22 protein-coding genes are annotated in these 26,455 nt (G+C 36.0%); 8 read left to right on the top strand and 14 right to left on the bottom strand.

The genetic code is table 11. From position 1 onward, the window contains the following. Window positions 1–35: 35 nt before the first annotated feature. Window positions 36–524 (bottom strand): hypothetical protein, encoded by a 489-nt coding sequence (locus Q9306_RS12325; RefSeq protein ID WP_306198771.1) that lies wholly within the window; start codon window positions 522–524, stop codon window positions 36–38. A 131-nt stretch (window positions 525–655) separates the two neighbouring features. Between Q9306_RS12325 and Q9306_RS12320 the strand changes: the two genes are divergently transcribed. Continuing rightward, window positions 656–1,339, top strand: a complete 684-nt coding sequence (locus Q9306_RS12320; RefSeq protein ID WP_306198770.1) for a DNA alkylation repair protein — start codon at window positions 656–658, stop codon at window positions 1,337–1,339. A gap of 525 nt (window positions 1,340–1,864) precedes the next feature. Next, complete coding sequence (locus Q9306_RS12315) at window positions 1,865–3,241, top strand: glycine--tRNA ligase (protein WP_306198825.1); 1,377 nt, start codon at window positions 1,865–1,867, stop codon at window positions 3,239–3,241. Window positions 3,242–3,430: 189 nt separating this feature from the next. On the opposite strand, the gene Q9306_RS12310 is transcribed toward Q9306_RS12315, so the two are convergent. Then, window positions 3,431–3,808, bottom strand: coding sequence for a hotdog fold thioesterase (locus tag Q9306_RS12310; protein ID WP_306198768.1), 378 nt, complete (start codon window positions 3,806–3,808; stop codon window positions 3,431–3,433). Between the two features lie 90 nt (window positions 3,809–3,898). Here Q9306_RS12310 and Q9306_RS12305 point away from each other — a divergent pair, with 90 nt between their 5' ends. The 5 genes from Q9306_RS12305 (at window position 3,899) to Q9306_RS12285 (ending at window position 9,589) form a co-directional block, all read left to right on the top strand. Further along, window positions 3,899–4,642, top strand: coding sequence for a DUF3298 and DUF4163 domain-containing protein (locus Q9306_RS12305; protein ID WP_306198765.1), 744 nt, complete (start codon window positions 3,899–3,901; stop codon window positions 4,640–4,642). Window positions 4,643–4,692: 50 nt separating this feature from the next. After that, window positions 4,693–5,283, top strand: a complete 591-nt coding sequence (locus tag Q9306_RS12300) for a biotin transporter BioY (RefSeq protein ID WP_306198763.1) — start codon at window positions 4,693–4,695, stop codon at window positions 5,281–5,283. Between the two features lie 300 nt (window positions 5,284–5,583). Further along, window positions 5,584–7,140: a murein biosynthesis integral membrane protein MurJ gene (murJ, locus tag Q9306_RS12295; RefSeq protein ID WP_306198760.1), complete on the top strand. Its 1,557-nt coding sequence runs from the start codon at window positions 5,584–5,586 to the stop codon at window positions 7,138–7,140. Then, a complete protein-coding gene (locus Q9306_RS12290; RefSeq protein WP_306198758.1) occupies window positions 7,133–8,200 on the top strand; it encodes a glycosyltransferase family 4 protein in 1,068 nt (355 codons plus the stop codon). Before murJ ends, Q9306_RS12290 begins: the two co-directional genes overlap by 8 nt. 12 nt (window positions 8,201–8,212) lie before the next feature. Then, a complete protein-coding gene (locus Q9306_RS12285) occupies window positions 8,213–9,589 on the top strand; it encodes an O-antigen ligase family protein (protein WP_306198755.1) in 1,377 nt (458 codons plus the stop codon). A 24-nt stretch (window positions 9,590–9,613) separates the two neighbouring features. Here the strand turns inward: Q9306_RS12285 and Q9306_RS12280 are convergent, their stop codons facing one another. From Q9306_RS12280 to Q9306_RS12225, 12 genes are all read right to left on the bottom strand, one after another. Further along, a complete protein-coding gene (locus Q9306_RS12280; protein ID WP_306198753.1) occupies window positions 9,614–12,160 on the bottom strand; it encodes a YfhO family protein in 2,547 nt (848 codons plus the stop codon). 124 nt (window positions 12,161–12,284) lie between these two features. After that, a complete protein-coding gene (locus Q9306_RS12275; RefSeq protein WP_306198751.1) occupies window positions 12,285–14,984 on the bottom strand; it encodes a YfhO family protein in 2,700 nt (899 codons plus the stop codon). 80 nt (window positions 14,985–15,064) lie between these two features. Next, window positions 15,065–15,487, bottom strand: coding sequence for a GtrA family protein (locus Q9306_RS12270; protein ID WP_306198748.1), 423 nt, complete (start codon window positions 15,485–15,487; stop codon window positions 15,065–15,067). Window positions 15,488–15,499: 12 nt separating this feature from the next. Then, the gene (locus Q9306_RS12265; RefSeq protein ID WP_306198746.1) at window positions 15,500–16,504 is read right to left on the bottom strand and encodes a glycosyltransferase family 2 protein; all 1,005 of its coding nucleotides are present in this window, start codon (window positions 16,502–16,504) and stop codon (window positions 15,500–15,502) included. Between the two features lie 140 nt (window positions 16,505–16,644). Further along, window positions 16,645–17,529 (bottom strand): UTP--glucose-1-phosphate uridylyltransferase GalU, encoded by an 885-nt coding sequence (gene galU / locus Q9306_RS12260; RefSeq protein ID WP_306198742.1) that lies wholly within the window; start codon window positions 17,527–17,529, stop codon window positions 16,645–16,647. A 487-nt stretch (window positions 17,530–18,016) separates the two neighbouring features. Then, window positions 18,017–19,744: a phospho-sugar mutase gene (locus Q9306_RS12255; protein ID WP_306198740.1), complete on the bottom strand. Its 1,728-nt coding sequence runs from the start codon at window positions 19,742–19,744 to the stop codon at window positions 18,017–18,019. Between the two features lie 161 nt (window positions 19,745–19,905). Then, on the bottom strand, window positions 19,906–21,393 hold the full coding sequence (locus Q9306_RS12250) for a leucyl aminopeptidase (RefSeq protein ID WP_306198738.1): 1,488 nt from the start codon (window positions 21,391–21,393) through the stop codon (window positions 19,906–19,908). A gap of 61 nt (window positions 21,394–21,454) precedes the next feature. Continuing rightward, window positions 21,455–21,835 (bottom strand): DUF309 domain-containing protein, encoded by a 381-nt coding sequence (locus Q9306_RS12245; RefSeq protein WP_306198735.1) that lies wholly within the window; start codon window positions 21,833–21,835, stop codon window positions 21,455–21,457. A gap of 87 nt (window positions 21,836–21,922) precedes the next feature. Further along, a complete protein-coding gene (locus Q9306_RS12240) occupies window positions 21,923–22,549 on the bottom strand; it encodes a 3D domain-containing protein (protein WP_306198732.1) in 627 nt (208 codons plus the stop codon). Between the two features lie 83 nt (window positions 22,550–22,632). After that, window positions 22,633–22,950, bottom strand: coding sequence for a YuiB family protein (locus Q9306_RS12235; RefSeq protein ID WP_035433336.1), 318 nt, complete (start codon window positions 22,948–22,950; stop codon window positions 22,633–22,635). A gap of 15 nt (window positions 22,951–22,965) precedes the next feature. Continuing rightward, on the bottom strand, window positions 22,966–23,463 hold the full coding sequence (locus Q9306_RS12230; protein WP_306198729.1) for an NUDIX hydrolase: 498 nt from the start codon (window positions 23,461–23,463) through the stop codon (window positions 22,966–22,968). A 189-nt stretch (window positions 23,464–23,652) separates the two neighbouring features. Beyond that, a complete protein-coding gene (locus Q9306_RS12225) occupies window positions 23,653–24,861 on the bottom strand; it encodes an NAD(P)/FAD-dependent oxidoreductase (RefSeq protein WP_306198726.1) in 1,209 nt (402 codons plus the stop codon). 577 nt (window positions 24,862–25,438) lie between these two features. On the opposite strand from Q9306_RS12225, the gene Q9306_RS12220 reads away from it, so the two are divergent. Next, a complete protein-coding gene (locus Q9306_RS12220; protein WP_306198724.1) occupies window positions 25,439–26,428 on the top strand; it encodes an NAD(P)/FAD-dependent oxidoreductase in 990 nt (329 codons plus the stop codon). Window positions 26,429–26,455 lie beyond the last annotated feature (27 nt).

Below are 26,455 nucleotides of genomic sequence, written 5' to 3'. Positions count from 1 at the left end.
AACGGAAGGGAAGTCCCTTCCGTTTTTTCTTTCTCTCAATATCTCGGTTCATTATTTCGGATTACGAATAAGTGAATCGGGAGAAAAATAGAACATGTAATAACGTGTAGAACCGTATATAGTACTGCATTTGTTGTGTATCTTTCAAATAATAAATATACAATATAAATCCCTACCACCAATAAGAAAAGTGAAGATATGAATCCTAAAAATGGAATCCATCTCATAATAAAACAAGCTACATATACACCGAATAGTTTCCAGCCTGATTGCGGTTGCATAAATTGCGGTAATTTCTTCCCAATTAAATCTCCCCATATTTTAGAGTTTAAAAATGGGATAAATGCAAAGAAGGAATCTTCGCGCTCATCCGCTTTTGCCATGTTATACAAAGCAAATGCCGTTAACAAATAAGCAGCTACTAGCCAAACTAATGCAATAATAATAAAAATAAGTCCTAACGCTAAAAATCCGGCTATAATCCCATCATCCGCTGTCCCGTTTATTACAACTTGATCCCCCATCCTAATACCCCCTTCTGTCTTAGTTCCATTCTTTTTCTATATATTCGCCATAAAAAGTATTAAGAAGTGGATAAAAAAATTTTTATCTATGCTACACTTAAATTGAAAAATATGAATGTGGAGTGAGCCTAATGCATCCTTTTACCGTAAGCTTACAAAAACACTTTGAAGCACATCGTAACCGTGAAAAAGCAGAACCAATGGAACGTTATATGAAAAATCACTTTCCCTTTCTCGGCATTCAAACACCAGAGCGAAAGCAATTATTTCGTGAAGTACTGCAAAGCACTGAAGCACCGAAAGCAGCAGATCTTCCCATAATTGTTCGCGAACTTTGGGCACTGCCAGAACGAGAATTTCAAATGCTTGCTTTAACGCTACTCGATAAATATCGAAAACATTTAGATGAAACATATATTCCTCTCTTAGAAGAGCTCATTACAACAAAATCATGGTGGGATTCGGTTGATATGCTCGCAAGTCATTTTATCGGCCTTATTTTAAAAGCACATCCACATTTAATCGAAACGTATATGCAAAAATGGATGGCATCTAACAATATGTGGCTCCAAAGAACATGCCTGTTATTCCAGCTCAAGTATAAAGAAAAAACAGATACGAAGCTTCTCTTCTCATTAATCGAACAGCTAAGTCACTCAAAAGAATTTTTCATTCAAAAAGCAATCGGCTGGGCACTTCGTGAATACGCAAAAACAAATCCTCAAGCTGTATGGGAATTCGTCCAAACGCATGAGCTCGCACCACTTAGTAAACTTGAAGCTACTAAACATATTAAAAATGTATTTGCAGAGTAAGTTTTGGGCTATACTACATAACAAACACTGCATATACTAACCTAAACACACGCTCTCTATTGTGAATTAGAAAAGAACATGATAGAATATGGTCATCTATTTTTTAAATATGGTAGCGATGAAGGACAAATAAGTACTTGCAAAGAAGAAGCGATTCAGGGATGGTGCAAGCCTGAAACTGCAAGGAAACGGCAGTCCCGAGCAATACAATATAAAGTGGACATACACCTTTGTGTGTCAACTAGGGTGGAACCGCGGGCAAACGCTCGTCCCTAGGCAAATAAGCCTTGGGATGAGCGTTTTTTTTATTGAAAAGCGGAGGCGGCTCGCTCAGAACAGGAGGACGTTGGAGTTCCTGACATAGAGGCGCTTTTGGCCTCGGCGGAAGGCGCGAAACGACCGACTGTTCTAGCCGCTGGAGCTGGATCTATTGAAAAGCAAAAGCGGCTCGCTCACCTAATCGCTTCTCCAAGTACTACACCACCTTTCATCGCCAATACGTTATCTTTTAAGGAGGAATTGAAAATGGCTTCAATGGAGCAAATCGTAAACTTAGCAAAGCATCGTGGTTTTGTTTTCCCTGGTTCTGAAATTTACGGCGGTCTTGCAAATACTTGGGACTACGGTCCACTTGGTATCGAATTAAAAAACAATGTAAAAAAAGCTTGGTGGAAAAAATTCATTCAAGAATCTCCGTATAACGTAGGTTTAGATGCAGCAATTTTAATGAACCCAAAAACTTGGATAGCATCTGGACACGTTGGAAACTTCAACGATCCAATGATCGACTGTAAAAAATGTAAAGCGCGCCATCGTGCTGATAAATTAATTGAAGATGCACTAGAAGCAAAAGGTATCGAAATGATTGTTGATGGTCTTACTTTCGATCAAATGGCTGGATTGATGAAAGAACACGAAGTAAAATGCCCAGATTGCGGTAGCGAAGACTTCACTGAAATCCGTCAGTTCAACTTAATGTTCAAAACATTCCAAGGCGTAACAGAATCTAGCACAAATGAAATTTTCCTTCGTCCTGAAACAGCACAAGGTATTTTCGTAAACTTTAAAAACGTACAGCGCTCTATGCGTAAGAAGCTTCCATTTGGTATCGGCCAAATCGGTAAAAGCTTCCGCAACGAAATTACGCCTGGTAACTTTACGTTCCGTACACGCGAGTTTGAACAGATGGAACTTGAATTCTTCTGCAAACCTGGTGAAGATTTAGAATGGTTCACATTCTGGCGCAACACTTGTAAAAACTGGCTTCTTACACTTGGTATGAATGAAGAAAGTATGCGTCTTCGTGACCATGGTGAAGAGGAATTGTCTCACTATAGTAATGCAACAACTGATATCGAATTTAAATTCCCATTTGGCTGGGGCGAACTTTGGGGTATTGCATCTCGTACTGACTTTGACTTGAACCGTCATATGGAACATTCTACTGAAGACTTTAACTATGTAGATCCACAAACGAATGAGCGTTACGTACCATACTGCATCGAACCATCTCTTGGCGCAGATCGCGTAACATTAGCATTCTTATGTGATGCATATGAAGAAGAACAATTAGAAAACGATTCTCGTACAGTTCTTCGTTTCCACCCAGCATTAGCACCATTTAAAGCAGCTATCCTGCCGCTTTCTAAAAAGCTATCTGAAGGTGCTGCGGAAGTGTTCGCAGAAATTGCGAAAGACTTTATGGTAGACTTCGACGAAACAGGCTCTATCGGTAAACGTTACCGCCGCCAAGACGAAATCGGTACACCATTCTGTATCACATATGACTTCGATTCTGTTGAAGATAAAGCAGTAACAGTACGTGACCGTGACACAATGGAACAAGTACGTATGCCAATTAGCGAACTAAAAGGCTTCTTAGAGAAGAAAATTCAATTCTAATGAAAAAAGGACTGCTAGAAGCAGTCCTTTTTTTCATGCCTACCAATATATCGGCGAAAGTAGAGCATTTATCGGCGACTTTTACGATATATCGGCGCTTCGACATGATTTAAAGACCCTTCGACGTTGTTCGACACGCGAAATGCAACGCAAAAAGATAAAAACGATTGCCCGCATCGGCAATCGTTTTTATCGCTTTTCTTTCACCGCAACTGTACATCTTGAAATACAAATTAAATTATTTTCTTCATCAATAATTCGAATGTCCCATACCATTGTCGTCTTTCCTTTATGAAGCGGCGTTCCAATCGCTGTGACTATGCCGTCTCGTTTAGACAGCAAATGATTTGCATTAATTTCAAGACCAAAACAAATATATTTCTCTTGATTAATTAAATTAAATGTACCGACACTAGCAACTGTTTCTGCTAAAGCAACAGAGGCTCCTCCGTGTAAAAACCCCAATGGTTGATGCGTACTTCCATGTACCGGCATCGTCGCCACAACCTTTTCCCCTGTCATTTCTAATAATTCAATACCTAACGCTTCCATTAATGTTTTAGGCATATGACTGTCTCCTTTCAAATTACCAAAAAATGCATAATAAAATCTATTTCTTTTCAAACTATTAGTAAATCATCTATGGAGGTATATTATATGAAGAAACTATTATATATCATGTTACTTTTTTTCTTCTTAATTGCTATTGTACCAAAAGAAACAATAAGAGCCCAAGCATCTAACATTACAATTGAAGTCCATACTGCAACCCAAAAAGGTAAGAAGCCTTATTTTGAATATCAGCTCAATTACCCGCAATTTCGTAACATTCCAAATGAGAAATTTCAAAAGAAAGTAAATAGATATTATGAGAAAAGCATAACTGAGTTTAAACGGAGATTAGAAAAAGATGCAAAAACATATTATGAACAGTTCAAAGAAACTGATGCTCCGTTTCATCCATATGTTGCAAATGTTGACTACAAAATTGGATTCAATACATTCCCATTACTCAGTCTGTATGTAAACTATTATCAATACACAGGCGGCGCTCACGGCATGTATGAATGGAAAGCAAATACATTCGATATAGAGCAGAACAAACCGCTTCGCCTAGCAGATTTATTTCAAAAAGATAGTCAATATGAAAACATTATTAAGACCGAAATTGTTAGACAAATTGAACAAAATAAGGAGAATTTCTTTCCAGACGCTTCCGAGAAAGTAATGAATGAAAAAAAGCTCAAATATGTTTTAGAACAAGACAATTTAATGATTTATTTCCCTTTATACGAAATTGCACCATACGTCAGTGGCATCCCGCAATTCCGTATTCCTTATACACTACTTCGTGAAGTTTTAGATCCGAAATACCAAAATATTTTAATTGACAACGCCTAGATGGATTCATTACTATAATGTTAACCTAAAAACAACAGGAGGTTAACATTATGAGTAAACTTCGTGCATTAGACTTAGCTTTAGCCGCTATGTTTGTCGCACTTATGGCGATTGGTGCCAATATTACATCTTGGGCACCATTTCTACAAGTTGCAGGCGTTCCACTTTCTATGCAGCCATTCTTCGCTATTTTAGCTGGTCTTCTTCTTGGAAGCCGTCTTGGGGCCTTATCTATGATCGTTTATACATTAGTTGGAATTGCCGGAGCACCTATATTTGCTGGATTTAAAGCTGGATTTAGTCAATTATTAAGTCCAACTGGCGGATTTATTATTGCTTTCATTATTGTTGCTTATGTAACTGGTAAGATTGTTGAGCAAGTGAAAAAGCCAAAATTCGGGACATTCGCAACAGCTTCAGCTGTTGGAATCATCCTTACTTATGTCATTGGAACAACTTATATGTACTTAGCTATCAATTACTGGATGGGTGGTCACATTAGCTATGTAGCTGCCTGGAAAATTATGATGTGGTTTGCAGTAAAAGATATTATCTTTACAATCATTGGTGCAGTTATTGCACCTCGTATATACTATGCGGTTCGCCGTTCTGCCTATCAAAGTAGCCGTTTTGCTTCCTAAAGTGAAGCTTCCATCAGTGACGCTTTTCTCACTGATGGAAAGCCCGCCCAACCGGGCTTTTACGGGCAGTTTTCTTACCTGCTCTTCTTCAGCCCTTACTGCCCACGAATAGCGGGATAAAGTGAAAATACCCTTATTTGGCAGGAATCGCGATTGTCTTTCATACGAGCTAAAGAGGATATTCTCCTATTGGATAATATCCTCTTTTTCATGGCTATTACCAAGATATATATTTGATTTTTACATACAAATAAATTATGCTTGAAAAAGAATTAAATTAAAGTAAGGATTTGATTAAAAATGAGTAGAGAAGCATCTCAAGACAAGGCAAAAAAATTTCTCATTGTAACACTATTTTTCACACTTGGGACAGCTTTAGGAAAACTACTTGGATTCGCAAAAGAAGTAACACTTGGAGCTTATTTCGGTACAAACTATGCTGTTGATGCATACGTTGTCGCTTTAAATATACCTACGATTGTTTTCACTGGTATTACAGGGGCTTTCGCCTTTTCTTTCATTCCTATCTTTATGGAGTTAAAGGGAAAAAATCCGGTTAAAGCATATCGGTTCATGAATAATTTTTTAAACATTGTTCTACTTATTTTTTTCATTCCGCTTTTGCTCATTGAATTGCAGCCCCGTTTCTTCATTTCACTCTTTGCGCACGGGCTTCCTGAGCAAACAGCTTTGTTATCAGCTCACTTAATACAAATTATTTTTCCGACCGTATTTTGTACATTCATGATCGATATTTTTAATGCTTATTTGAACAGTTTACATAAATTTCGTATTACAAGTATGCAATGGGTTGTATTAAACGGAATTACACTTATTATTTTTGTGGCCCTTGTACAATGGATTGGAATTTATGCACTTGCACTTGGTGTTATTGTCGGAAACATCGTACAAAATATACTCGTTTATGTCGCTTCCAAGAGGGAAGGATATCGTTATCAATTTATAATCGACTTTAAAGACCCTTCTTTAAAAACAATGATTTCTTTGAGCATTCCTGCTTTTATTACAAGTACGTCTGTTCAAATTAATCTACTTGTTGATCGTACACTAGTTTCTGGATTAAATGAAGGATCTATTGCGGCGCTTAATTATTCCCAAAAGCTATACTTTATTCCACTTGGGTTAATTGCTGCTCCTGTCTTAACAGTTATGTATCCTAAATTTGTTGAATACGTGAATCAATCAAACTGGAAAGACTTCGCAAAATTAATGGAAACAAATATAAAGGTGCTGTTATATTTATTTATTCCTGTCTTTATTTATTTCACCTTTTTTACAGAGGAAATTGTCAAAGTTATTTATAACTATGGGGCATTTGGGAAAGATTCTATTATAATGACAGCAACCGCGCTGCAATTTTATGCGTTAGCTGCCCTTATGCAGCCATTAAAAGACTTACTTGACCGTTTGCTTTTTTCTTTGAAGCTGAATCGATACATTATGTATGCATCGATTATTTCCATGATTATAAATGTTATATTATGTATTATACTTGTTAACCAGATCGGTTTAGCTGGTGCAGCTCTTTCCACTTCAATAGCATCGGCGAGCACTGTACTTATGCTATTATGGATGCTCCGAAAATTCATGAAAGAGAAAGAACAGGTGAACTTGCGCTACGGTGGCTTTTTATTCAAATGTATTGTTGCATCTTTTGTAAGCTTGTATACTTCCAAACTGCTGCTTCATTTCTTACATGATACAAAGTTGCTTATCTTATTAGCAATAGCAATTGGTGCCATCGTTTACTTACTCGTCACTTACACATTAAAGATAAAGGAGCTACAACAATTGCTATCGCTATTTTTAGGTAGAAGGAAGGATATAAATGAATAAAATTATGTACCTTTTAAATTATATCGGGGATGGAGGATCAGAAAAATACGTTCTAGATTTAATGGAATCTATTGGTCCAGAGCACTGTATCCTTGTGTACTCTATTCCTGGTCCTTTCTTAAAAAAGTTTGAACAACTAAACGTGCCGATGTACCGCATTAACATGCGTCATCCTTTTGATATACAAGCTGCTCTGCAATTAAAGAAGATTATCAAAAAAGAAAAAATCGATATTGTTCATGCACAATTTTTACGTGAAAACTATATTGCAATTTTAGCCAAACTTTTAGGTGCTCCTATTCGGGTCATTTGGACATATCACGTAAATGTGCCGATGCCATTTCACCTAAAGTACAGCAATTCTTTTTTTACTCGCTATAATGATGCAATCATTTGCATCTCTCAATTTATGAAGCAGCAACTATGTCAAAAGGGCGTACCAGAAAAAAAGATACATGTTATTTATAATGGCGTTGCAGATCCATATACAGATGTCCCTCTTTCTCAGCATGTGCCGAAAAAAATTGCTGTTATTGGGAGGCTAAGCAAAGAAAAAGGACAACCCTTCTTATTAACAAGCTTGCAAAAGTTAAAAGCTCTGCATCCATCTTTAGGGTGGCACTGCGATATTATTGGTGAAGGGCCATTAAAAACAGAATTAACAACTATGATTCAAGAGTTATCACTAAGTGAGTATGTATCCTTGAAAGGATTTCAAGACGATATTATAAAAGAGTATACAGAACATGATATTATTGTAATCCCATCAGAAAATGAAGGATTATCCTATGTCGCTATTGAAGCAATTGCTATGAAAAAACCTGTGATTGCAACAAATGTCGGCGGCTTGCCAGAAGTAATCGTTCATAACCAGTCAGGGCTACTAATACCATATGGATCGGAAGAAACATTAGTTGCTTCCTTAGCACAATTATTACAAGATGAACAGTTATATCATTCCTTAGCAGAATGCGGACGCGAACATTACTTACAACACTTTACTTTCTCAAAAATGGTGAACGAAGTTACAACTATTTATCGCATACCATCATCATGTTAAAGGAGAATATATATGACATATTCAACTCGATTCTACTATATATGGGCAAGTATCTTCTTCATTATATTGGGATTATTATTTCCATCAACTTATACCGGGCTTTTCATTTCTTTCGTACTAGCATGTGCTGCTTTTCGAGATGAAAAGCTCGGTATTGCTTATTTATTACTATTTATCCCAATGCGCCCATTTCTCGTTGCTTTTAACCCTGGGTTAAAGTTTATTGGTCTATTTATCATCATCTCTCTATTATTGCGTCTATTACGGCAATATCGAAATAATATTTCAAAGCTTTTTTCATTCCGATACTTTGAAATATTATACTTTCTTTTCTGCTTGTTTGGCGCTGGGATCGGTCTATTAAACGGCGTTTCATTCATTGCAATTGCTATGCAATTACACACATTGCTTCTATTTTATTTTGTGTACTATATCGCGTCCCGCATCACCATTCATCATGAGGATATAGTGTTTTTTGCGAAAATTACTTTTATCGCGTCTAGCATTATGTCCATGCAAGGTTTAATTGAAAAACTATCATTGCGTACTATGTTATTGCCGGAAGCTTGGAAAGATCTTGTCCTCGCTCCGACAAATAAAATTCGGATATACGGAATGGCCGGCGGTCCAAATGAATTAGCATTATATTTGACGTTAGCTTTTCTCATTTCTTTATACGTTTTGCAACACGTATCAGGGAAAATGAAATATGTCACATATACAGGGCTTACACTTATTGCCACAACATTATGGCTCACATATTCACGCGGTGCATTTCTGACAGTAATCGTCTTTATGCTTATCTATCTATGTATCCACCGAAAGATTCCAATTTGGAGATCATTGCTAGTCATCTCCCTTTTGTCATTCCTATGTGCAACATGCATCTCAAAAATGACAAACTATTTAGAGGGAGATCAAGTAGGCGTAAAACGATTTACAGAAGCATTATCAGAAGACACGGTTGAACTTAGTAAACAGGACGGACGCATTTACTACGTAAAAAAAGCAGTTGAAATCTTTCAAGATAAGCCGATTACCGGCTATGGACTAGGTACATTTGGGGATGCTGCTACGCAAACTTTTTCATCCCCTATTTACGAAAAATATGAGATTACATGGAATTTTTATTCTGACAATCAATACATTCAAATACTTGCTGAGACAGGTATAATTGGCGTGCTCTTATGTGCGGGATTTACATTTGGATTCCTTTCGCTTCTTTGGAAATATAGGAGACAAGCACAGTTTGCTCCTCTTACTTTATATTTAATAGTTGGAGCGATTATTGGCAGCGCATTTTATAACATATTAGAAAATGCTTCGTTTATGATGTATTTCTTTTTAACAGCCGGGTATATACAGCATGCCACGAAAAAAAGCTACTGAGGATTCAGTAGCTTTTTTCTTATACTATTTCTTTCCTAACTTTCTTACCTGTACAATCGTAAACAATATCGTAAGGATGATGCTTATACCGGAAATCATCATTCCAAGTTTTAACCCTGGAGAATGGTAAGTAAGCACCACTTCATGGTTACCAGCTTCCGCCTTCACTCCTAGCAATCCATCCACAACTGCTGTTGTAGTATGCTCTTTCCCGTCGATTGTAACTGACCAACCAGCATCATAAGGAATCGGGAATACAAATGTAGCTTCATTCTTTAACGAAATATTCCCTTTCACCATTTTTCCATAGTTTTCAGTAACCTTCATACTACTTTTTTGTAATGCTTTTATTGTCTCATTAAACTTGTCTATGTCTAATCCATAGAACTGTAATCCTTTTAATGAAAAGATATCTTCCTGTTCAACTTTGATCTTCATCGTCGTAATCCCATTTGTTGGGAAATAACCAAAATCAATCAAAGTTTTTTCGATATCTGGCGGTAAATAACACGGATACTGATCATTCACCATAATTTCTTTCCAATTTTCAATCCCTGTAGCTAATCCGTATAATTGAACCTCTTTTGGTATATTTACTCGAATCGTAATATATCCCGGTTTTTCCTTATTAACTCGTTCATATTTTCCTTCTTGCCCTGAAATAGCAGCCATATTTTCCAATGAAATCTTTGGATCTTCTAGCTTTTTAAATAACGTTCCTTCTTTTATATTAATCAATTTTTCTTGGAAAACAAATGGATTTTCTTCATCTTTAGAAGGTATATGTTCGATTGGATAACCAAATGGAATCATATTGTTAACCTTAAACACATTAGCAAAACCAAATTGATTTATTTTTTCATGCCCATATTTCGGTACGCTGCCGTCTTCAATTTTATATCCAATTTTTAAAATCGCATCCATAAGCAACGTGTCACCATGGTTATTGGATACTAAAAGGTCTGGAGACGTTGAATAGCCCGTTAGCTTTAAAAAGCGATGAAATGATCCATTTGCCATCGAGTTAAACGTTTGGAAAGATGGATAATCATATTGTAAGGAATCATTTAGCGTTCGGGAATATTTAGTACTTACGCGATAACGCTCTGCATTAACTTCATTTACATATTGAATAGCTTGTTTCGCATCTTTGTTCAATTCGTACTCATCACGCTTTGTATAAGCCATTTCTTTATGTAGTCCATGAATATATTTTCTTGTATTAAACCCTATGTCACATATTAAACATAGAAGCAATAATCCTGTCGTTATTTTTGTTAATGATGGTTTCATCATACGAATATGCAATACGACAACACTAAATGTTATAAAGATAGCGTTTATGATAAGTATCTTATTATGAACTACTTCATAATGTTTCACTGACAATGCATACAATAAAATTAGATGTAAACCATAACTAATCCATAACGGCAATACATCTTTTCGACTTATATGTTGAAATACTCGCGCTGCCATAAAAACAGCTAACATCACAAAAACAAACGCAAAACGATATGGATAGGCATTTGGCCACTTATTTCCATGCCATGCTAAATTTAAAAATGGAATTGCAAAACTACAAATTAAAAACAGAAATACAAATATAGATAAGAATTTTTCTCGTTTATTAATTTCTTTATTAACAAAGAATAAAGGTAATAATACGAGTACTAATGTGGATGCATATACGTTCGGATTACCAAATAAACTTGAATCATATCCACCAGATAATAACTTCCAATAGAAAAGAAGTAAATCAAGTTTCCATTCTAATTTGAATTCCGTTGAACTGATACTATATGGGTTACTCTTTAATGCTTCAAAAGTTGGAAGAATAATCACTGCTCCTATTCCAACAGCTAATCCCGTTCCTATGCAGAAAAGAAGAAAATGTTTTCCCCATGCTTTTATATCCCGAAACTCATATTGTGTAAAGAGTCGAATCATAAAATAAAGGAATGTAAAAATCCCAAACATAAAGGAAATATAGAAATTTGCGATAAACATAATTGCTAATGCAGCCGTAAAGAAAATAATCTTTTTATCTCGTAAAAGTTTTTCAACTCCCATTAAAACGACAGGTAGAAATACAATACCATCTAGCCACATTACATGAAACGAATAGGCCATAACAAAGCCTGATAATGCATAAGCTGTTGAAAACAATAACAACCCTTTATGCTGCTTTCCTATCAAATAACGTAAAAACAAGCCGCATGTTAATCCTGCAAACCCTACTTTTAAAAGTGTAATAAGAAAAATAAATTCCGGAAGGTTTGCTTTATTAAAGAAGAAAAGAAGAAGAGAAAACGGACTTGATAAATAGTAAGCAAATGTTCCAATAAAGTTAATTCCCCCGCCTAACTCCATTGTATATTGTAAACTCTTACCTTCTGTAAATACACTATGTAAATAAGAATAAAATTGAACATATTGCGTGCTTAAATCACTAATTAATACTGAATAGTTCCCAAACGGATACATACCAAATATAGCATAGCTTAAAAGCAGTATCCCGAATGGAATGAAAAAGAACAGAACGCCATATAAACTCCTTAATTGTTTCATTATTTTATGCTCCCGTTTTATTTTTATTTTTTTGTATACTTTCCTTTTTTCACATAAATGAACATATAAAAATCCTCCCTAAACAGGTTCTGCTACCCCTGCTTAGAAAGGATTCTCTTTCACATTACTTCCTCTTCTTTGGCACGATCAAACAAAGAATAACCGCTGCCAATAAGCTAATAACAGAAACGATGACCCCTACTACAAATCCAGGGGATGTATACTTCAATTCAATTGTATGTGTTCCTTTTGGTAGTTCTACGCCAAGAAATGCATCATTTAATTTCAGTACTTTTCCATCTTTTCCATCAACTGTTACTTTCCATCCTTTATCATATGGGATAGATAAGAAAAGGAGATTATCTTGTTTTACATCAATCTTTCCTTGAACACTGCGACCCGTATAGTTTGTTATGTTCAATGGTTGTTGTTTTAATTCATCTACACGCTTTTCAAATGTATCTATGTCGAGTCCATAGAACAACTGCTGATCTAATTCAACGGAATGACGTTTTACCTTCACTTCCACTTCTACTTTTTCATTTTCAAAAGAGCCTAGATCAAGGATACCATTGTTCCAATAATAAGATGGATAATCAGACACGTCGCTGTCTGGTCCTTCACCGATTGTTTTACCTAATGTTTTTCCATTTACGTAAACCTTTGTTACACCAGTTGGTTCTACACGTAATTTTGTATATAGCTGTTGTTTTCCTTTAACGTCAAACACGTATTTAATGCTAGCTGTCTTATCATCTTGTTGTCTAACTAACTGGATTGTTTTTTGGTTTGTGAGAGCTGCTTTTTTCTTCTCAGCAGCAAGTTGCTTTTTACTTTTTTCTGCAGCATCTACTACTGCTAAGTTATTATATTGAACAGAAATTGGTTCAAGCGGCTTATAATAGCTAGCAGGTTGTCCATTTAACTTGCCAATTAGTTTATTTTGCTCTTCAAATGAGTTTGTATAATTCGTTTTTTGAACTTTTAATTTCTCTTTGCCTTTTGTATCAAACTCATCTTTATTGACCATATATCCAAACGGAAGAGCATTTTTATTCTCGTATACGGAAATATCTCCGACACTGTCAATTTTGTCAAAACCATATTTATTTAATGGACGATCCGAAATCATATACTTCATACCAAATAAGGCATCAGTTGAAACAATTCCTTTGCCATTTTGCAAAATTAATGCGTCCAAATAACCGTAACCTAAATCTTGCATATATAAATTCAAATGCCCATTCGCAACAGAATTGAAATGAGTAAGTCCTTTATACCCAAAGCGTATTGCATCGTTCCAAGTTCTTCCCATTGTCGTTTCCATGCGATATAGCCCTTTGTCTTTTTCAGCTACTTTTTGAATTGTTTCTTCATATCTCGGGTATGGAGATGCATATTCTTGACGATTAATATAGCCATACTCATAACCCATTAACTTAATCATATATACTGTGTTAAGTGCAACATCTAGTCCAACTACAGCTACTAATGCGAAAGATACCAATGCTTTGTTCTTTGTTAATCGAACTTTTGCATATAGTAACAGCGCATATACAACAACGAAAAAGATGTTTGCCATCATTTTATTGGATTGCATATAAGAAGGTGCTACTTTTCCTAATAAAACAATCATAAATAAGTTAAAGAAAACGACCTTTTTCAATGCCGGTAATAATTCTTCTCCGAATACCAAAAACGTTCGAACAGCCACATAAATAAGTAAGAATGACAATACAAACGAATAACGATATGGGAAATTTGTTGGTGGTTCAAAACCATGCCAAGCAATATTTAAAAATGGTATTTCAAAAGAAAGGACGATAAAGAGCATCAATGCCCCGTATACAATTTTTTCTTTTAATGAAATTTTCTTTGTTACAAAGAACAACGGAACAAGTAAGAGTGTTAATACACCAGCATACACGTTTGGCATTCCATTAACTGTTGTATCGGTAATTCCATTAAAGAAACGACTATAAAAATCAAATGGGTCAAAATTAAACGCTGTAGAAAACGGCAGTTTCGTACGCTCTGCAAAGTTACTCTTTAAGTCCATATACGTCGGCAGCGTAATAAATGCTGACATTCCTGCTGCTAAACCTGTTCCAATGCAGAACCATACAAACTTTTGCATAAATTGCTTTACATTACGAACGTCATACAGGACACAGAAACGCGCCACAAAATAAATAAATGTAAAGATTCCTACCATAAAGGAAATATAGAAGTTTGTAATAAACGTAAGAGCTAAACTAAAAATAAACAATCCGTATTTTTTAGTCGTCAACAATTTCTCAATTCCGAGCATAATGAGTGGCAGTAAATAAATTGCATCCAACCACATCACGCAGAAGGAATATACTGTTACAAATGACATTAATGCATAAAAAGTTGAGAATAATGCGATTGTAATTTCACGACGCTTCATCATATGACTTAAATAATGCGTCATTGTCACGCCAGCTAATCCAACCTTTAATAATGTCATAACCATAATAGCTTCTGGAATATGAGCACGACCAAAAAAGAGAATTAAAATAGAAAACGGGCTTGCTAAATAATAGGCAAATACGCCTAGAAAATTTAGTCCCATTCCGCCTTCCCAACTATAAAAAATGCTTTTCCCATTTTTCATAACATCATATAAATATGTGTAAAACTGTACATACTGTGTGTGCAAATCAGTAACAAGAATTGATTTTTCTCCAAATGGAGCTATTCCAATCAGTATAAACATTACACCATAGATAGAAAACGGAAGGAAAAAAGCTAATGCATATAAAAATTTCTTTTTCTTGAATAAATCTAACAGCTGTTGCATTATACTCCTCCATATCATTCCTAGTTCGAAAATATATGTATAAAAAACAATAGCCGGCATCAAGCCAAGCTATTTGTTTTTTATGCATTTTGGCCTTGTTTCACGTCGACCTTCTTTTTAAATATTATATATTTACTTGCAAAATAGTTAACAACAACAACAATAACATTCGCGATAATTTTTGATACTAAATCATTGATACCTAACCATTCAATTAATACAATCATGGATGCGATATCAATAAAGTACGATAACACGCGGAAGCCCATAAAATAAAAGAATTCTTTCAGCGCATGGGCAAAGCTTGTTGGCTGACTTTTAAATACGTACTTTTTATTTGTAACATACGCAAACAACACAGATACAATCCATGCGATTGTCGTAGCAACTTTATAATCCATTCCAGCTAAAGTTGCACAAACAAAATACGTAACGATATTAACCAGCGTCGTTAAACCGCCAAAAAGCAAATAGTTAAAGATTTCCTTCGTTCTGTTATTCACGTTTTTAATCTCCTAACGATTTGATTTTACTTTATGATCTTCTACGCGATATAACTTTGCTGTCGGCTTTTCATCCAAATTTGTCACTTTATCATCATTATACTCATCTACAAAGTACAGTGGACGATTTTTCGTTTCATTAAAGATACGACCTAAATACTCACCGATAATTCCAATTGAAATCAACTGTACTCCACCAAGGAATAAAATCGCTGTCATCATTGATGGATATCCAGTTACAGATTCACCATACATCATCGTTTTAATAATAATCCAAAGCATATAGCAAAATGCGCCAAATGATACGGTGAATCCTAAGAAGGATGCAAGACGTAATGGAAACGTTGTAAAGGATGTGATTCCTTCAATTGCTAAATCCATTAGCTTAAAGTAGTTCCATTTCGTTTCACCAGCTGCACGTGGATCGCGGTCGAATAAAATTTCTTTCTTATTGTATCCAATCCAACTGAACATTCCTTTTGTATAACGCTGTGTTTCACGAATTTTCTTTAATGCTTCCACGCAGCGTCTATCCAATAAACGAAAATCTCCTGTATTTTCTTGAATTGGGATTCTTGTTGTTTTCTTTAATAGGCTATAGAATTTTCCAGCCGTCCATTTTTTTGCCCAAGATTCTCCTGCACGAGAACGTCTTTTGGCATAAATATCATCATAGCCTTGCTCCCAATATTGAATCATGTCTGGGATTAATTCTGGCGGGTCTTGTAAATCAGCATCAATAATGATAACCGCATCTCCCGTCGCATGATCAAGTCCTGCGATCATAGCCGTCTCTTTTCCAAAGTTACGAGATAAGTCTACATAAGAAATGCGTTTATCACGCACTCGAAATTCTTTGATCATATTTAATGTATTATCTTTACTTCCATCATTTACAAATAAAATCTCGAAGTTGTAGTTTGGCACCGACTCAATTACGCCCGTTAACCGACTGTACAGCTGATCTAACACTTCTTCTTCATTGTATGCCGGTACTAAAATTGTAATGGTCTTCAAAGAAGGTACCCCTTTCTTTTTCAAATTTTCTCAGTAAAGAACAATTTATAAGCACAGATTAGACATAGTAAATTGGATGTTTCCCTTAGAATACCTCATTCTCCAATTCACTATGTCTAATCTTACACATCTATCAATAATTAATTTTTAACCGCTTGTTCTTGCACTAGTTTTTGCATAATTTGCAGTAAATCTTCTTTTAATTCATCATGTTGCAGCGCCATTTCAATTGTTGTTTGAATAAAGCCAAGCTTTTCACCAACATCATAACGTTTTCCTTCAAAATCGTAAGCAAATACGCGTTGAATTTCGTTTAGATTTTGAATTGCATCCGTTAATTGAATTTCACCGCCAGCACCGATATGTTGCTCTTCTAAGAAGCGGAAGATTTCAGGTGTTAAGATATAACGACCCATAATCGCTAAATTTGAAGGTGCTGTACCTTGTGCTGGTTTTTCAACAAATTGTTTTACTTGATAACGACGACCATCTTTTTCTAATGGATCAATAATACCGTAGCGATGTGTTTCATTTTCTGGAACTGTTTGCACACCAATTACAGATGATAATGTTTTTTCATACTCATCGATCAATTGTTTTAAGCAAGGTGTTTCTGCTTGCACAATATCGTCTCCAAGTAATACAGCAAACGGCTCATCACCAATGAATTTACGCGCACACCATACTGCATGCCCTAAACCTTTTGGTTCTTTTTGGCGGATATAATGAATATCAACCATTTTAGAAGAAGCTTGTACTCTTTCAAGTAACTCATACTTTTTCTTCTCTAATAAATTTTGCTCTAATTCAAAGGCATTATCGAAATGATCCTCAATCGAACGTTTTCCTTTACCTGTAACGATAATAATATCTTCAATACCCGCAGCCACTGCTTCTTCAACGATATATTGAATTGTTGGTTTATCAACAATCGGTAACATTTCCTTTGGCATTGCCTTCGTTGCTGGTAAAAAACGTGTTCCAAGACCAGCAGCAGGAATAATAGCTTTTCTTACTTTTTTCATGTTTACAACCTCTTTCTTTATGGTTTTACATGGCGAACATTTTTTTATTTCCTATCAGTTAATTTATCCTACACAGGATAAATTTATTGTACAAAGCACACTTAATATAGAGAACATAAATATGAAGTACCTCGTCATAGTAACTCTTGTATAGTATCTCTCTAGGAATCTTACACCCTTTTTGCTTTGTAATATTCCCTTGTTTTTTATGACAAAGTGACATTCCCTACAAATTTTACATGATTGTCTCTTCATTAGTCAAGGTTTCCTCAAACTTGTCATAGATTGATAACATAATAAACGAGCGCCATGTCAACTGATTCTGTGAAAGAAATCCTTTATTTTGAGAAGCCATTTCCCATGAAACAGTTTGTTATGCGCAGTCCTTTTTCCATTATTTTTCTACGACAAAGTATTCTCAATACATGTACCTTTTACTTATTTATTAAATCTTTATGCAATAAAAAAAAAGGGATTTCTCCCTTTTTTATTGTACTCGATTCATAATAGCTTTTTTAATCGCTTCAAGTTTCTCTTCACTATGTTGTAAGGAATCACCTTGCACACCGAAGTAAAACTTGATTTTCGGCTCTGTTCCCGATGGGCGTAAGCAGAACCAAGATCCATCTGCCAAATAATACTTTAATACATTTGATTTTGGTAATTTGATTTCTTCTGTCGCATTTTCTTCTACTTTTGTTCTAACGCTTGCTTTATAATCTTCAGCAATCGTTACTTCTAAGCCCGCAACTTCTGTCGGTCTATTTTCACGGAACGACGTCATCATAGTTTGAATTTGTTCTGCTCCGTCTTTTCCTTTTAACGTTAAGGAAACAAGACCTTCACGGAAGAATCCGTACTTTTCAAATACTTCAAGTAAACCATCATACAATGTTTTACCTTGTGCTTTATAATATGCAGCAACTTCACATGCAAATAATACAGATTGTACCGCATCTTTATCACGGCAGAACGGACGAATTAAATAACCATAACTTTCTTCATAACCGAACTGGAACTCATATTCTCCGCTCGCTTCATATTGCTTAATCTTTTCACCGATAAATTTAAAGCCAGTTAACGTATCAATTGTATCAAGTCCGTAAGATTTTGCGATTGTACGTCCTAACTCTGATGTAACGATTGTTTTTAATACAACACCGTTTGTTGGTAAAATACCTTGTTCTTTCTTTTGTGATAATAAGTATTCTAGCATTAAAGCACCTGTTTGGTTTCCTGTTAACACTTGATACTCACCATCATGATTGCGAACTGCAACGCCAAGACGATCCGCATCTGGATCTGTTGCAATTAATACATCTGCATCAATTTCTTCACCGTATCGAATTGCCAATTCAAACGCAGCATGTTCTTCTGGATTTGGTGATTTTACTGTTGAAAAGTCTGGATCTGGCTGTTCTTGTTCTTTTACAACGGTTACATTTTTAAATCCAACTGCCTCTAATCCGCGGCGAGCCGGAATGTTAGATGTTCCATGTAAAGGTGAGAAGACGATTTTTAAATCTTGTCCAATTCCCTTCACAAGCTCTTTATTCAAAATAACTGTTTTTAATTGTTCTAAATATGCATCGTCAACTTCTTGACCGATAATCTGTAGAAGACCGTTTTGTTTCAATTGCTCTACATCGGCAACCTCTACTGTCAATTCATCACTTACATGATTTACATATTGAATTAACTCATCCGCTTCTTTCGGAGGCAATTGTCCCCCATCATCTCCGTATACTTTGTAACCATTATATTCCGGAGGGTTATGGCTTGCTGTAAGAACGATACCACTGTACGTATGTAAATAACGCACCGCAAAGGACAATTCTGGTGTTGGGCGCAGACTTTCAAATACGTATGTTTTAATACCGTGAGCACCTAATGTTGCTGCCACCTCCATTGCAAACTCTGGAGATTTATGACGAGAATCGTATGCAACAACAACGCCGCGTACTTTTGCTTCTTCGCCTTGCTTTTCAATAAAATGAGCTAAACCTTCTGTTGCTTTACGAACAGTATACACATTCAAACGATTTGTGCCGGCACCTAATTCTCCGCGCATACCGCCTGTACCAAACTCTAAATTTTTATAAAAACTATCTTCAATTTTCTTCTCATCACTTTGCATTTCTTCTAGTTGCTGCTTTAACTCTGCATCTAAATCTGTAAAGGAAATCCAGCGTTCATATTCTTTTTTCCATTCCATGTTGTTTTCTCCTCTCAATCAGCATAGTCTCATTATATGAAAAAAATTATGCTTCCCTCAATATTTTTTATTTTTTTACAACATTTAATTCCCTATTTATCGTAGAAAACCATTGATGCATACCAAAAAAAAGGATTGGCAAATGCCAACCCTTTCCTCACTTACTCTTCATTTCCAAATCTTTCAACAAACGTTGCCAATGTACGCACCATTGCTCCTGTCCCTCCGCTTGGACCTAAGTCATGTGCGCTACTTGTATCAGATGTTCCCGCGATGTCTAAATGCACCCAAGGTGTTTCTTCTGCAAATTCTCCAAGGAATACCCCTGCCATAATTGCATGGCCCTCACGTCCTGGGGAGTTATTTAAATCTGCTAACTTACTATTTCGAACACGCTCTTTATCGAGTTCGAAAATCGGTAATTGCCAAATTGTCTCATCTGTTTCCATCGATGCTTCTAACACTTGCTCATAAAATGCTTCGTTATTTGTCATAGCACCTGTTGTATGAGTTCCTAAAGCTACAATAACACCACCTGTTAACGTTGCAACATCAACAAGGTAATTCGCTCCAAGATTCTTCGCATACGTAATACCGTCAGCTAACGCTAGGCGGCCTTCTGCGTCTGTATTTAACACTTCAATCGTTTTACCACTCATTGATGTAATCACATCATCTGGTTTAAATGCAGTTCCGCTTACCACATTATCTGTCGAAGGGATAACAGCCACTACGTTTTGCTCTGGGCGAAGTTCACCGATAATTTCCATTGCGCCAAGAACAGCTGCCGCACCGCCCATATCGCCTTTCATACCAACCATACTTTCACGTGGTTTTAGAGAATAGCCACCTGTATCATATGTAATCCCTTTCCCAACTAAGCCAATTACATCTGTCCACTCTTCTTTTCCTTTATATAAAAGAGCAATCATTTTTGGAGGCTCTGTAGAACCTTGGTTTACCGCAAGTAGAGCACCCATTCCAAGCTCTTCCATTTCCTCTTTCTCGAGAACTTTATAATCCATATCATACTTTTCGGCTAGTTCAACAGCATAATTTGCTAAAGCCGTTGCTGTCAACATGTTTGGCGGCATATTGATAAGCGTACGCGCAGAGTTTGTAGCACGTCCATGTACATAGCCAACTGTTAAGGCAGCTTCAATTTCTTGCGTATCTTCCTCTGTAATCACAACAAAGCTATCTAATTGATGCGCTTCTTTTTTATCTGTTTTATATGTTACTAACTCATATGTACCAAGGAAATATGTTTCTGCAGCAATGTGCGCAACATCAACAGCGTCCAGTTTTTCTGTAACAAATGAATCTAACATAAATGCCACACTTTTCACTTTCGCACTTTGCAATGTTTTCGCTAACTTTCCAAGTGCACCGCGCAGCGTTTCTGTCGTATATTTTTCTTTTTTGCCAAGACCAACAAAATAATAACGCTTTACATCTGTTTTTCCTAAGCTATGTACTTTCGAAATAACTTTTTTCTTTGGAGAAATTTCCTTTTCATCTAGTAGCACTTGTAAATGTCCATCAAACGCTTCGTTTAATTCCTTTACAAAACTACTCATTACTTCATCTTCAAATAATGCAACAACTACTGCTTCATGACTTGCTAATTCTTTTTGTACTAGAAACATGTCAGCACCCCCTGTTTTTTCTCTTCCTATTATACCTTTATTTTCAGGAAAATGCGATAATTCAAACTTCTTCCATATATAAAATAAATGGCGGAAACTTCGGCAAATCCTGAATTTGCTCATATGGAATTTGATTTATCTCTTTTGGTAACATTTCACGACACGTTTGAATGAACTGTACAACTTTTTCAACATTCAAGTTCCAATAAACCTTGCAATAGGGAGTCAAATACATTTCAGCTACTTCCATCATCATTCGTGCGCCCTTTATATTCCCGTAGCTATAATGATACTGTGCAACTGTCATTTGCAATAAACCTTTTAAAAACAAATTCCCTCGGTCCTCAAGCCACATTTCTTCTAATAAATCATGGCACGTATAATAATCACCTTCATTATATTTTATAAAAAAATCATAATACGCTAAAGGATAATCTTTCATCATATCTCTCCCCTTACCGCGTTTTTTCTTCTCCATTTCACTCTATGATAACAAACGAAAAAAAGTCTAGCGCTACAAGCGTCTAGACTACTGTTGTTTTAAATATTGCGCGCGAAACACTTGCAATGTTTCGTCTTCATTTAAAAGCACTAAATCTTGTTCTGTAAGTTTGCCATTGCCCACTTTCACAACGTAAACATTCACTTTTTTCTTTCCCCATTGATTATATACATCTCGCACGGTTTCATAATATAAATCAAGGCGATCCCCTTGAATTGCACCGCCTTTATCCGCCACAACACCGTAGCCATATCCAGGAACGAACAGAATTGTCCCAATCGGAAATACGCGAAGGTCAGCTGCGATTGTTGAATATATATCTCGTTTTACCTTCACCCCGGAATATGTAATCCCGTACTGAGGATGTCCTTTTGTTTTTCCTGTCGACTCCCTACCAGCTGTATATCCTGTTGCAGTAACTTCCACCTGGCGATACTTTGACCAATCTTTTGCATTCTCTAAAGCGCGAATCACTTCGGCACTTGGAATCGCCTGCTTATTTTCTTCAGCTGCATGTACGACTTTCACTTCATTTTTCTTATACATATGAATCATTTCAGAAAGAGAGATTCCTGACATAGCTTGCCAAGTTACACACAATGCAGCTACAAATAAGCAAACCATTATCATGCGAATGCTATATTGTTTTATCATTTTCGTTTTCCACACTCCTTCATCGTTATTGTGCCCCAACTGATGAAGAAAATATTCATGAAAAAACTCCTCAGAAAGGAGCTTTAAAACATTTGATATCCACGTTGCCGTAATGATTTGATTACAATACCAGATAGAGCAGCGCCAACTAACCCCGTTGATAAAATGAAAATGTCAGCCTGTCCAAGATGAAGAAAACTTGTTCCTAATGAAGAAAATGCTTCTTTCGGCTTTACAAAGTAATCTAAGAAATCAACTTTATCAATAATAAATACACAAATAAGCGGATATACAACAAGCATCACCCATGTTGCCCGCAAAATCATATTTAATAAAAAACCAATTCCAAAAAATAAAACTAAGAATAACATCATCGAAATTAACAAAACAGGTATGCTCATTATTTCCATCCCTTCTTATTTATTTTCTGTATTTCCTACAAAAACGTTATATGCTGTATAACCAAACTGATCTCCTGGATTTAACGTCCCGTCCATTTGTAAAAGCGGAAATGGCATCGCTTCTAATAAATACTGTATTAACACAGAAGCACTTTCATCATTTATGATATCTTTTGGAAATAAAAACGCTCCTTCAGACAATTCTCGCTCCTGAATAACAATCTCTTCTCCTTTTGGCTCTAAAAGAAAAATAATCATATTATCACTAATCTCACCCTGTATTACACCTGATCGCACACTTACAATTCCGTTCACACAGGTAGCAATTCCTGTCTCTTCTAACACTTCACGCTGCACTGCTTGATCGATTGTTTCGCCTTCATTGACAAAACCAGCAGGCAATGACCATTTTCCTTTTAATCCGCCATAGTTTTTCTTAACGACAAGCCATCTTCCATCTGACGTTACGACAAGACCACTTACCGCTAACCATACCTTTCCACGTTTACTCATTACTAGAAACCCCTTCCGATCAAACGAACAGAATATTCATTCTTTTCTTTCATTATACTATAAAGATTTCAAAAGGAGAACGCGTCCCCCTTTTGAAAAAGAACTTTACAAACAGCTGAATATTCAGTAAAACCAAAAACAAAAAAAACAGAAATAGCTATAATAGCCATTTCTGTTTTGAATTACAAATTAAAATAGTTTTAATTTACCTTTTTTAAGAACTAATAAAGGTCCGCCAAGTATGAATAAATAACGGTTATCGATTACTTTCTTCATAAATGAAGCTTTCCATCCAGTTAATTTTTTGCCCATTACAACGCCCATTGCATCGTCATGACCTAATGAACATACAGAACCTTTGTTATCGAATACAAACTTTTGTATTTCGCCTTTACCACGAACAAGAACAGCTAAGTTATGCGCAATGTTGTAACCTTGTTGAATTGCGATTTGTGCTGTCGGTGGGTATGGACGGTTAATTTCTTCGTTAATAATTAACGCTGCATCACCAACCATGAATACTTCTTCATGACCTGGAGCGTGCATGTACTCATCCACTTTTACACGGCCGCGCATTGCTTCAAAGCCAGACTCTTCTACAATGCCGTTACCACGTACACCTGCAGCCCAAACTACAGTTGCAGATTTCAATAATTCTACATCGTCGCCGTTTGCAACAATAATACCTTCTTCAGTTGCTTCTTTAATCGCTGTACCGATGCGGAATTCTACACCTTTTTTCTCTAATTGTTTTACAGCATACTCAACTAGCTCTGGGTCGAAACCAGGAAGTGCTGTTGGAGCAGCTTCAACACAAATGATACGCGCTTTTTCGCGAGGAACATCATACTCTTTGCAAAGTTCAGGAATACGGTTTGCAAGCTCACCTACATACTCGATACCTGTAAATCCAGCACCGCCGACAACGATTGTAACTAACTCATCGCGTTTTTCTGAAGCATATAGTGAGAACATGTACTCCATATGATCACGAATTTGCCGAGTTGCATTAATGTTAGCGATTGAGAATGCATGCTCTTTTAATCCTTTAATTCCAAATGTTTCAGACTCGAAACCAAGGCCGATTACTAAGTAATCATACTCTAGCTCGCCATTTTTTAAGATAACGTGCTTTTCAGCTGCTTTAATTTCTACAACTGTGTCTTGCACGAAGTTTACTTTGTTTGTGTCGATTACATCTTTAATGTCTAAACGAACTTTGTCGTGATGCAACGTACCAGCTGCACTTTCATGTAACCAAGTTGCTTGATAGTGATAGCTGTTATTATTTACTAATGTGATTTCAGCTTCACTTACAGATAATGTTTTTTGCAGACGAACAGTAGTAATCATTCCGCCATAACCTGCGCCTAAAACTACTATTTTGGGCTTCTTCAACCTAATCACACTCCTCTTCTTTATATAGATAGTTAAAAATAATAAAAATAGTGCTAAAACAAATTAAATGTTAAGAATGTAAAATTTTTCACATTCTTAACATTATCAATAACAAGTTCAAAAATTGTTACGAAATTTGTCACAAAAAATTAATATATTTACTTTCCTATACTAGTCGTTTTCTCTTTACTTTTCAAGCACTTGTAAAATTATCGATATATTAAAATAATATGCCCTTTTTAAGTTTTTCGACATTTGCTTATTTACTAAGCAAATACAGCTTTTTACTGGACTCTTTCGCTTTCTCTTATGCCGTATATATATTGAAACACCAACAAAAATACACATAATTACCAAACATTACATCCTTTACTTATTGGCGAGTTTCTTCTATATATAATATATCCATACAAAGCGCATACACAATTCAGTCGTTTTCTACGGTATTTTTTCATAAAATATGATATCATTTGTCTTGAGTGCGCTTGCACTCCGCTCATGGAAGTTTCGTATAACATACATACGAGTGTATATAGGAGAAGCACGAAAAATTTCCTAATTATAGGGGGAGTAAACAGTGACAGAAAATCAAAAGGTATACGACATCACTATTATTGGTGGAGGCCCAACTGGATTATTCACAGCTTTTTATGGCGGTATGAGACAAGCAAGCGTAAAAATTATCGAAAGCTTGCCACAACTCGGGGGTCAATTATCCGCATTGTATCCTGAAAAGTTCATATATGATATCGCAGGTTTTCCAAAAATTCGTGCACAAGAACTGATTAACAATTTAAAAGAACAAATGAGCAAGTTCGAACCAACCATTTGCTTAGAAGAGGCTGTTCAAACATTAGAGAAACAAGAAGATGGCGTGTTCAAACTTGTAACAAATAAAGAAACACACTATTCTAAGTCCGTCATCATTACAGCTGGAAACGGTGCGTTCCAGCCACGTCGTTTAGAATTAGAAGGAACAGAAAAATTCGAAAAAACGAACTTACACTATTTCGTTGATGATATGAATAAATTTGCCGGCAAACGCGTTGTCGTCTTTGGCGGCGGAGATTCTGCAGTAGACTGGACAATGATGTTAGAGCCAATCGCTGAGGAAGTTACAATCGTTCACCGCCGTGATAAATTCCGCGCACATGAGCATAGCGTTGAAACGTTAATGAACTCTCGCGCACAAGTGAAAACACCATACATTCCAATTGAACTGATCGGTGAAGAGAAAATTAAACAGGTTGTCCTTCAACATGTGAAAACAGAAGAGAAAGTTGTCATTGACGTTGATGATGTCATCGTCAACTACGGATTTGTCTCTTCCCTCGGTCCAATTAAAGACTGGGGCTTAGATATCCAAAAAAACAGCATCGTTGTAAATTCCAAAATGGAAACAAATATCCCTGGTATTTACGCAGCTGGTGATATTTGCACATATGAAGGAAAAGTAAAATTAATTGCATGCGGATTTGGCGAAGCACCAACAGCAGTAAACAACGCAAAAGCGTACTTCGATCCAAATGCAAAGCTGCAACCAATGCATAGCTCTAGTATGTTTTAATAAAAAGAGACTGATTCAAAGATGTAC

It is taken from the genome of Bacillus multifaciens, from assembly GCF_030756675.1.
Lineage (GTDB): Bacteria > Bacillota > Bacilli > Bacillales > Bacillaceae_G > Bacillus_A > Bacillus_A multifaciens.
This window is presented reverse-complemented; position numbering and strand designations above follow the sequence as displayed.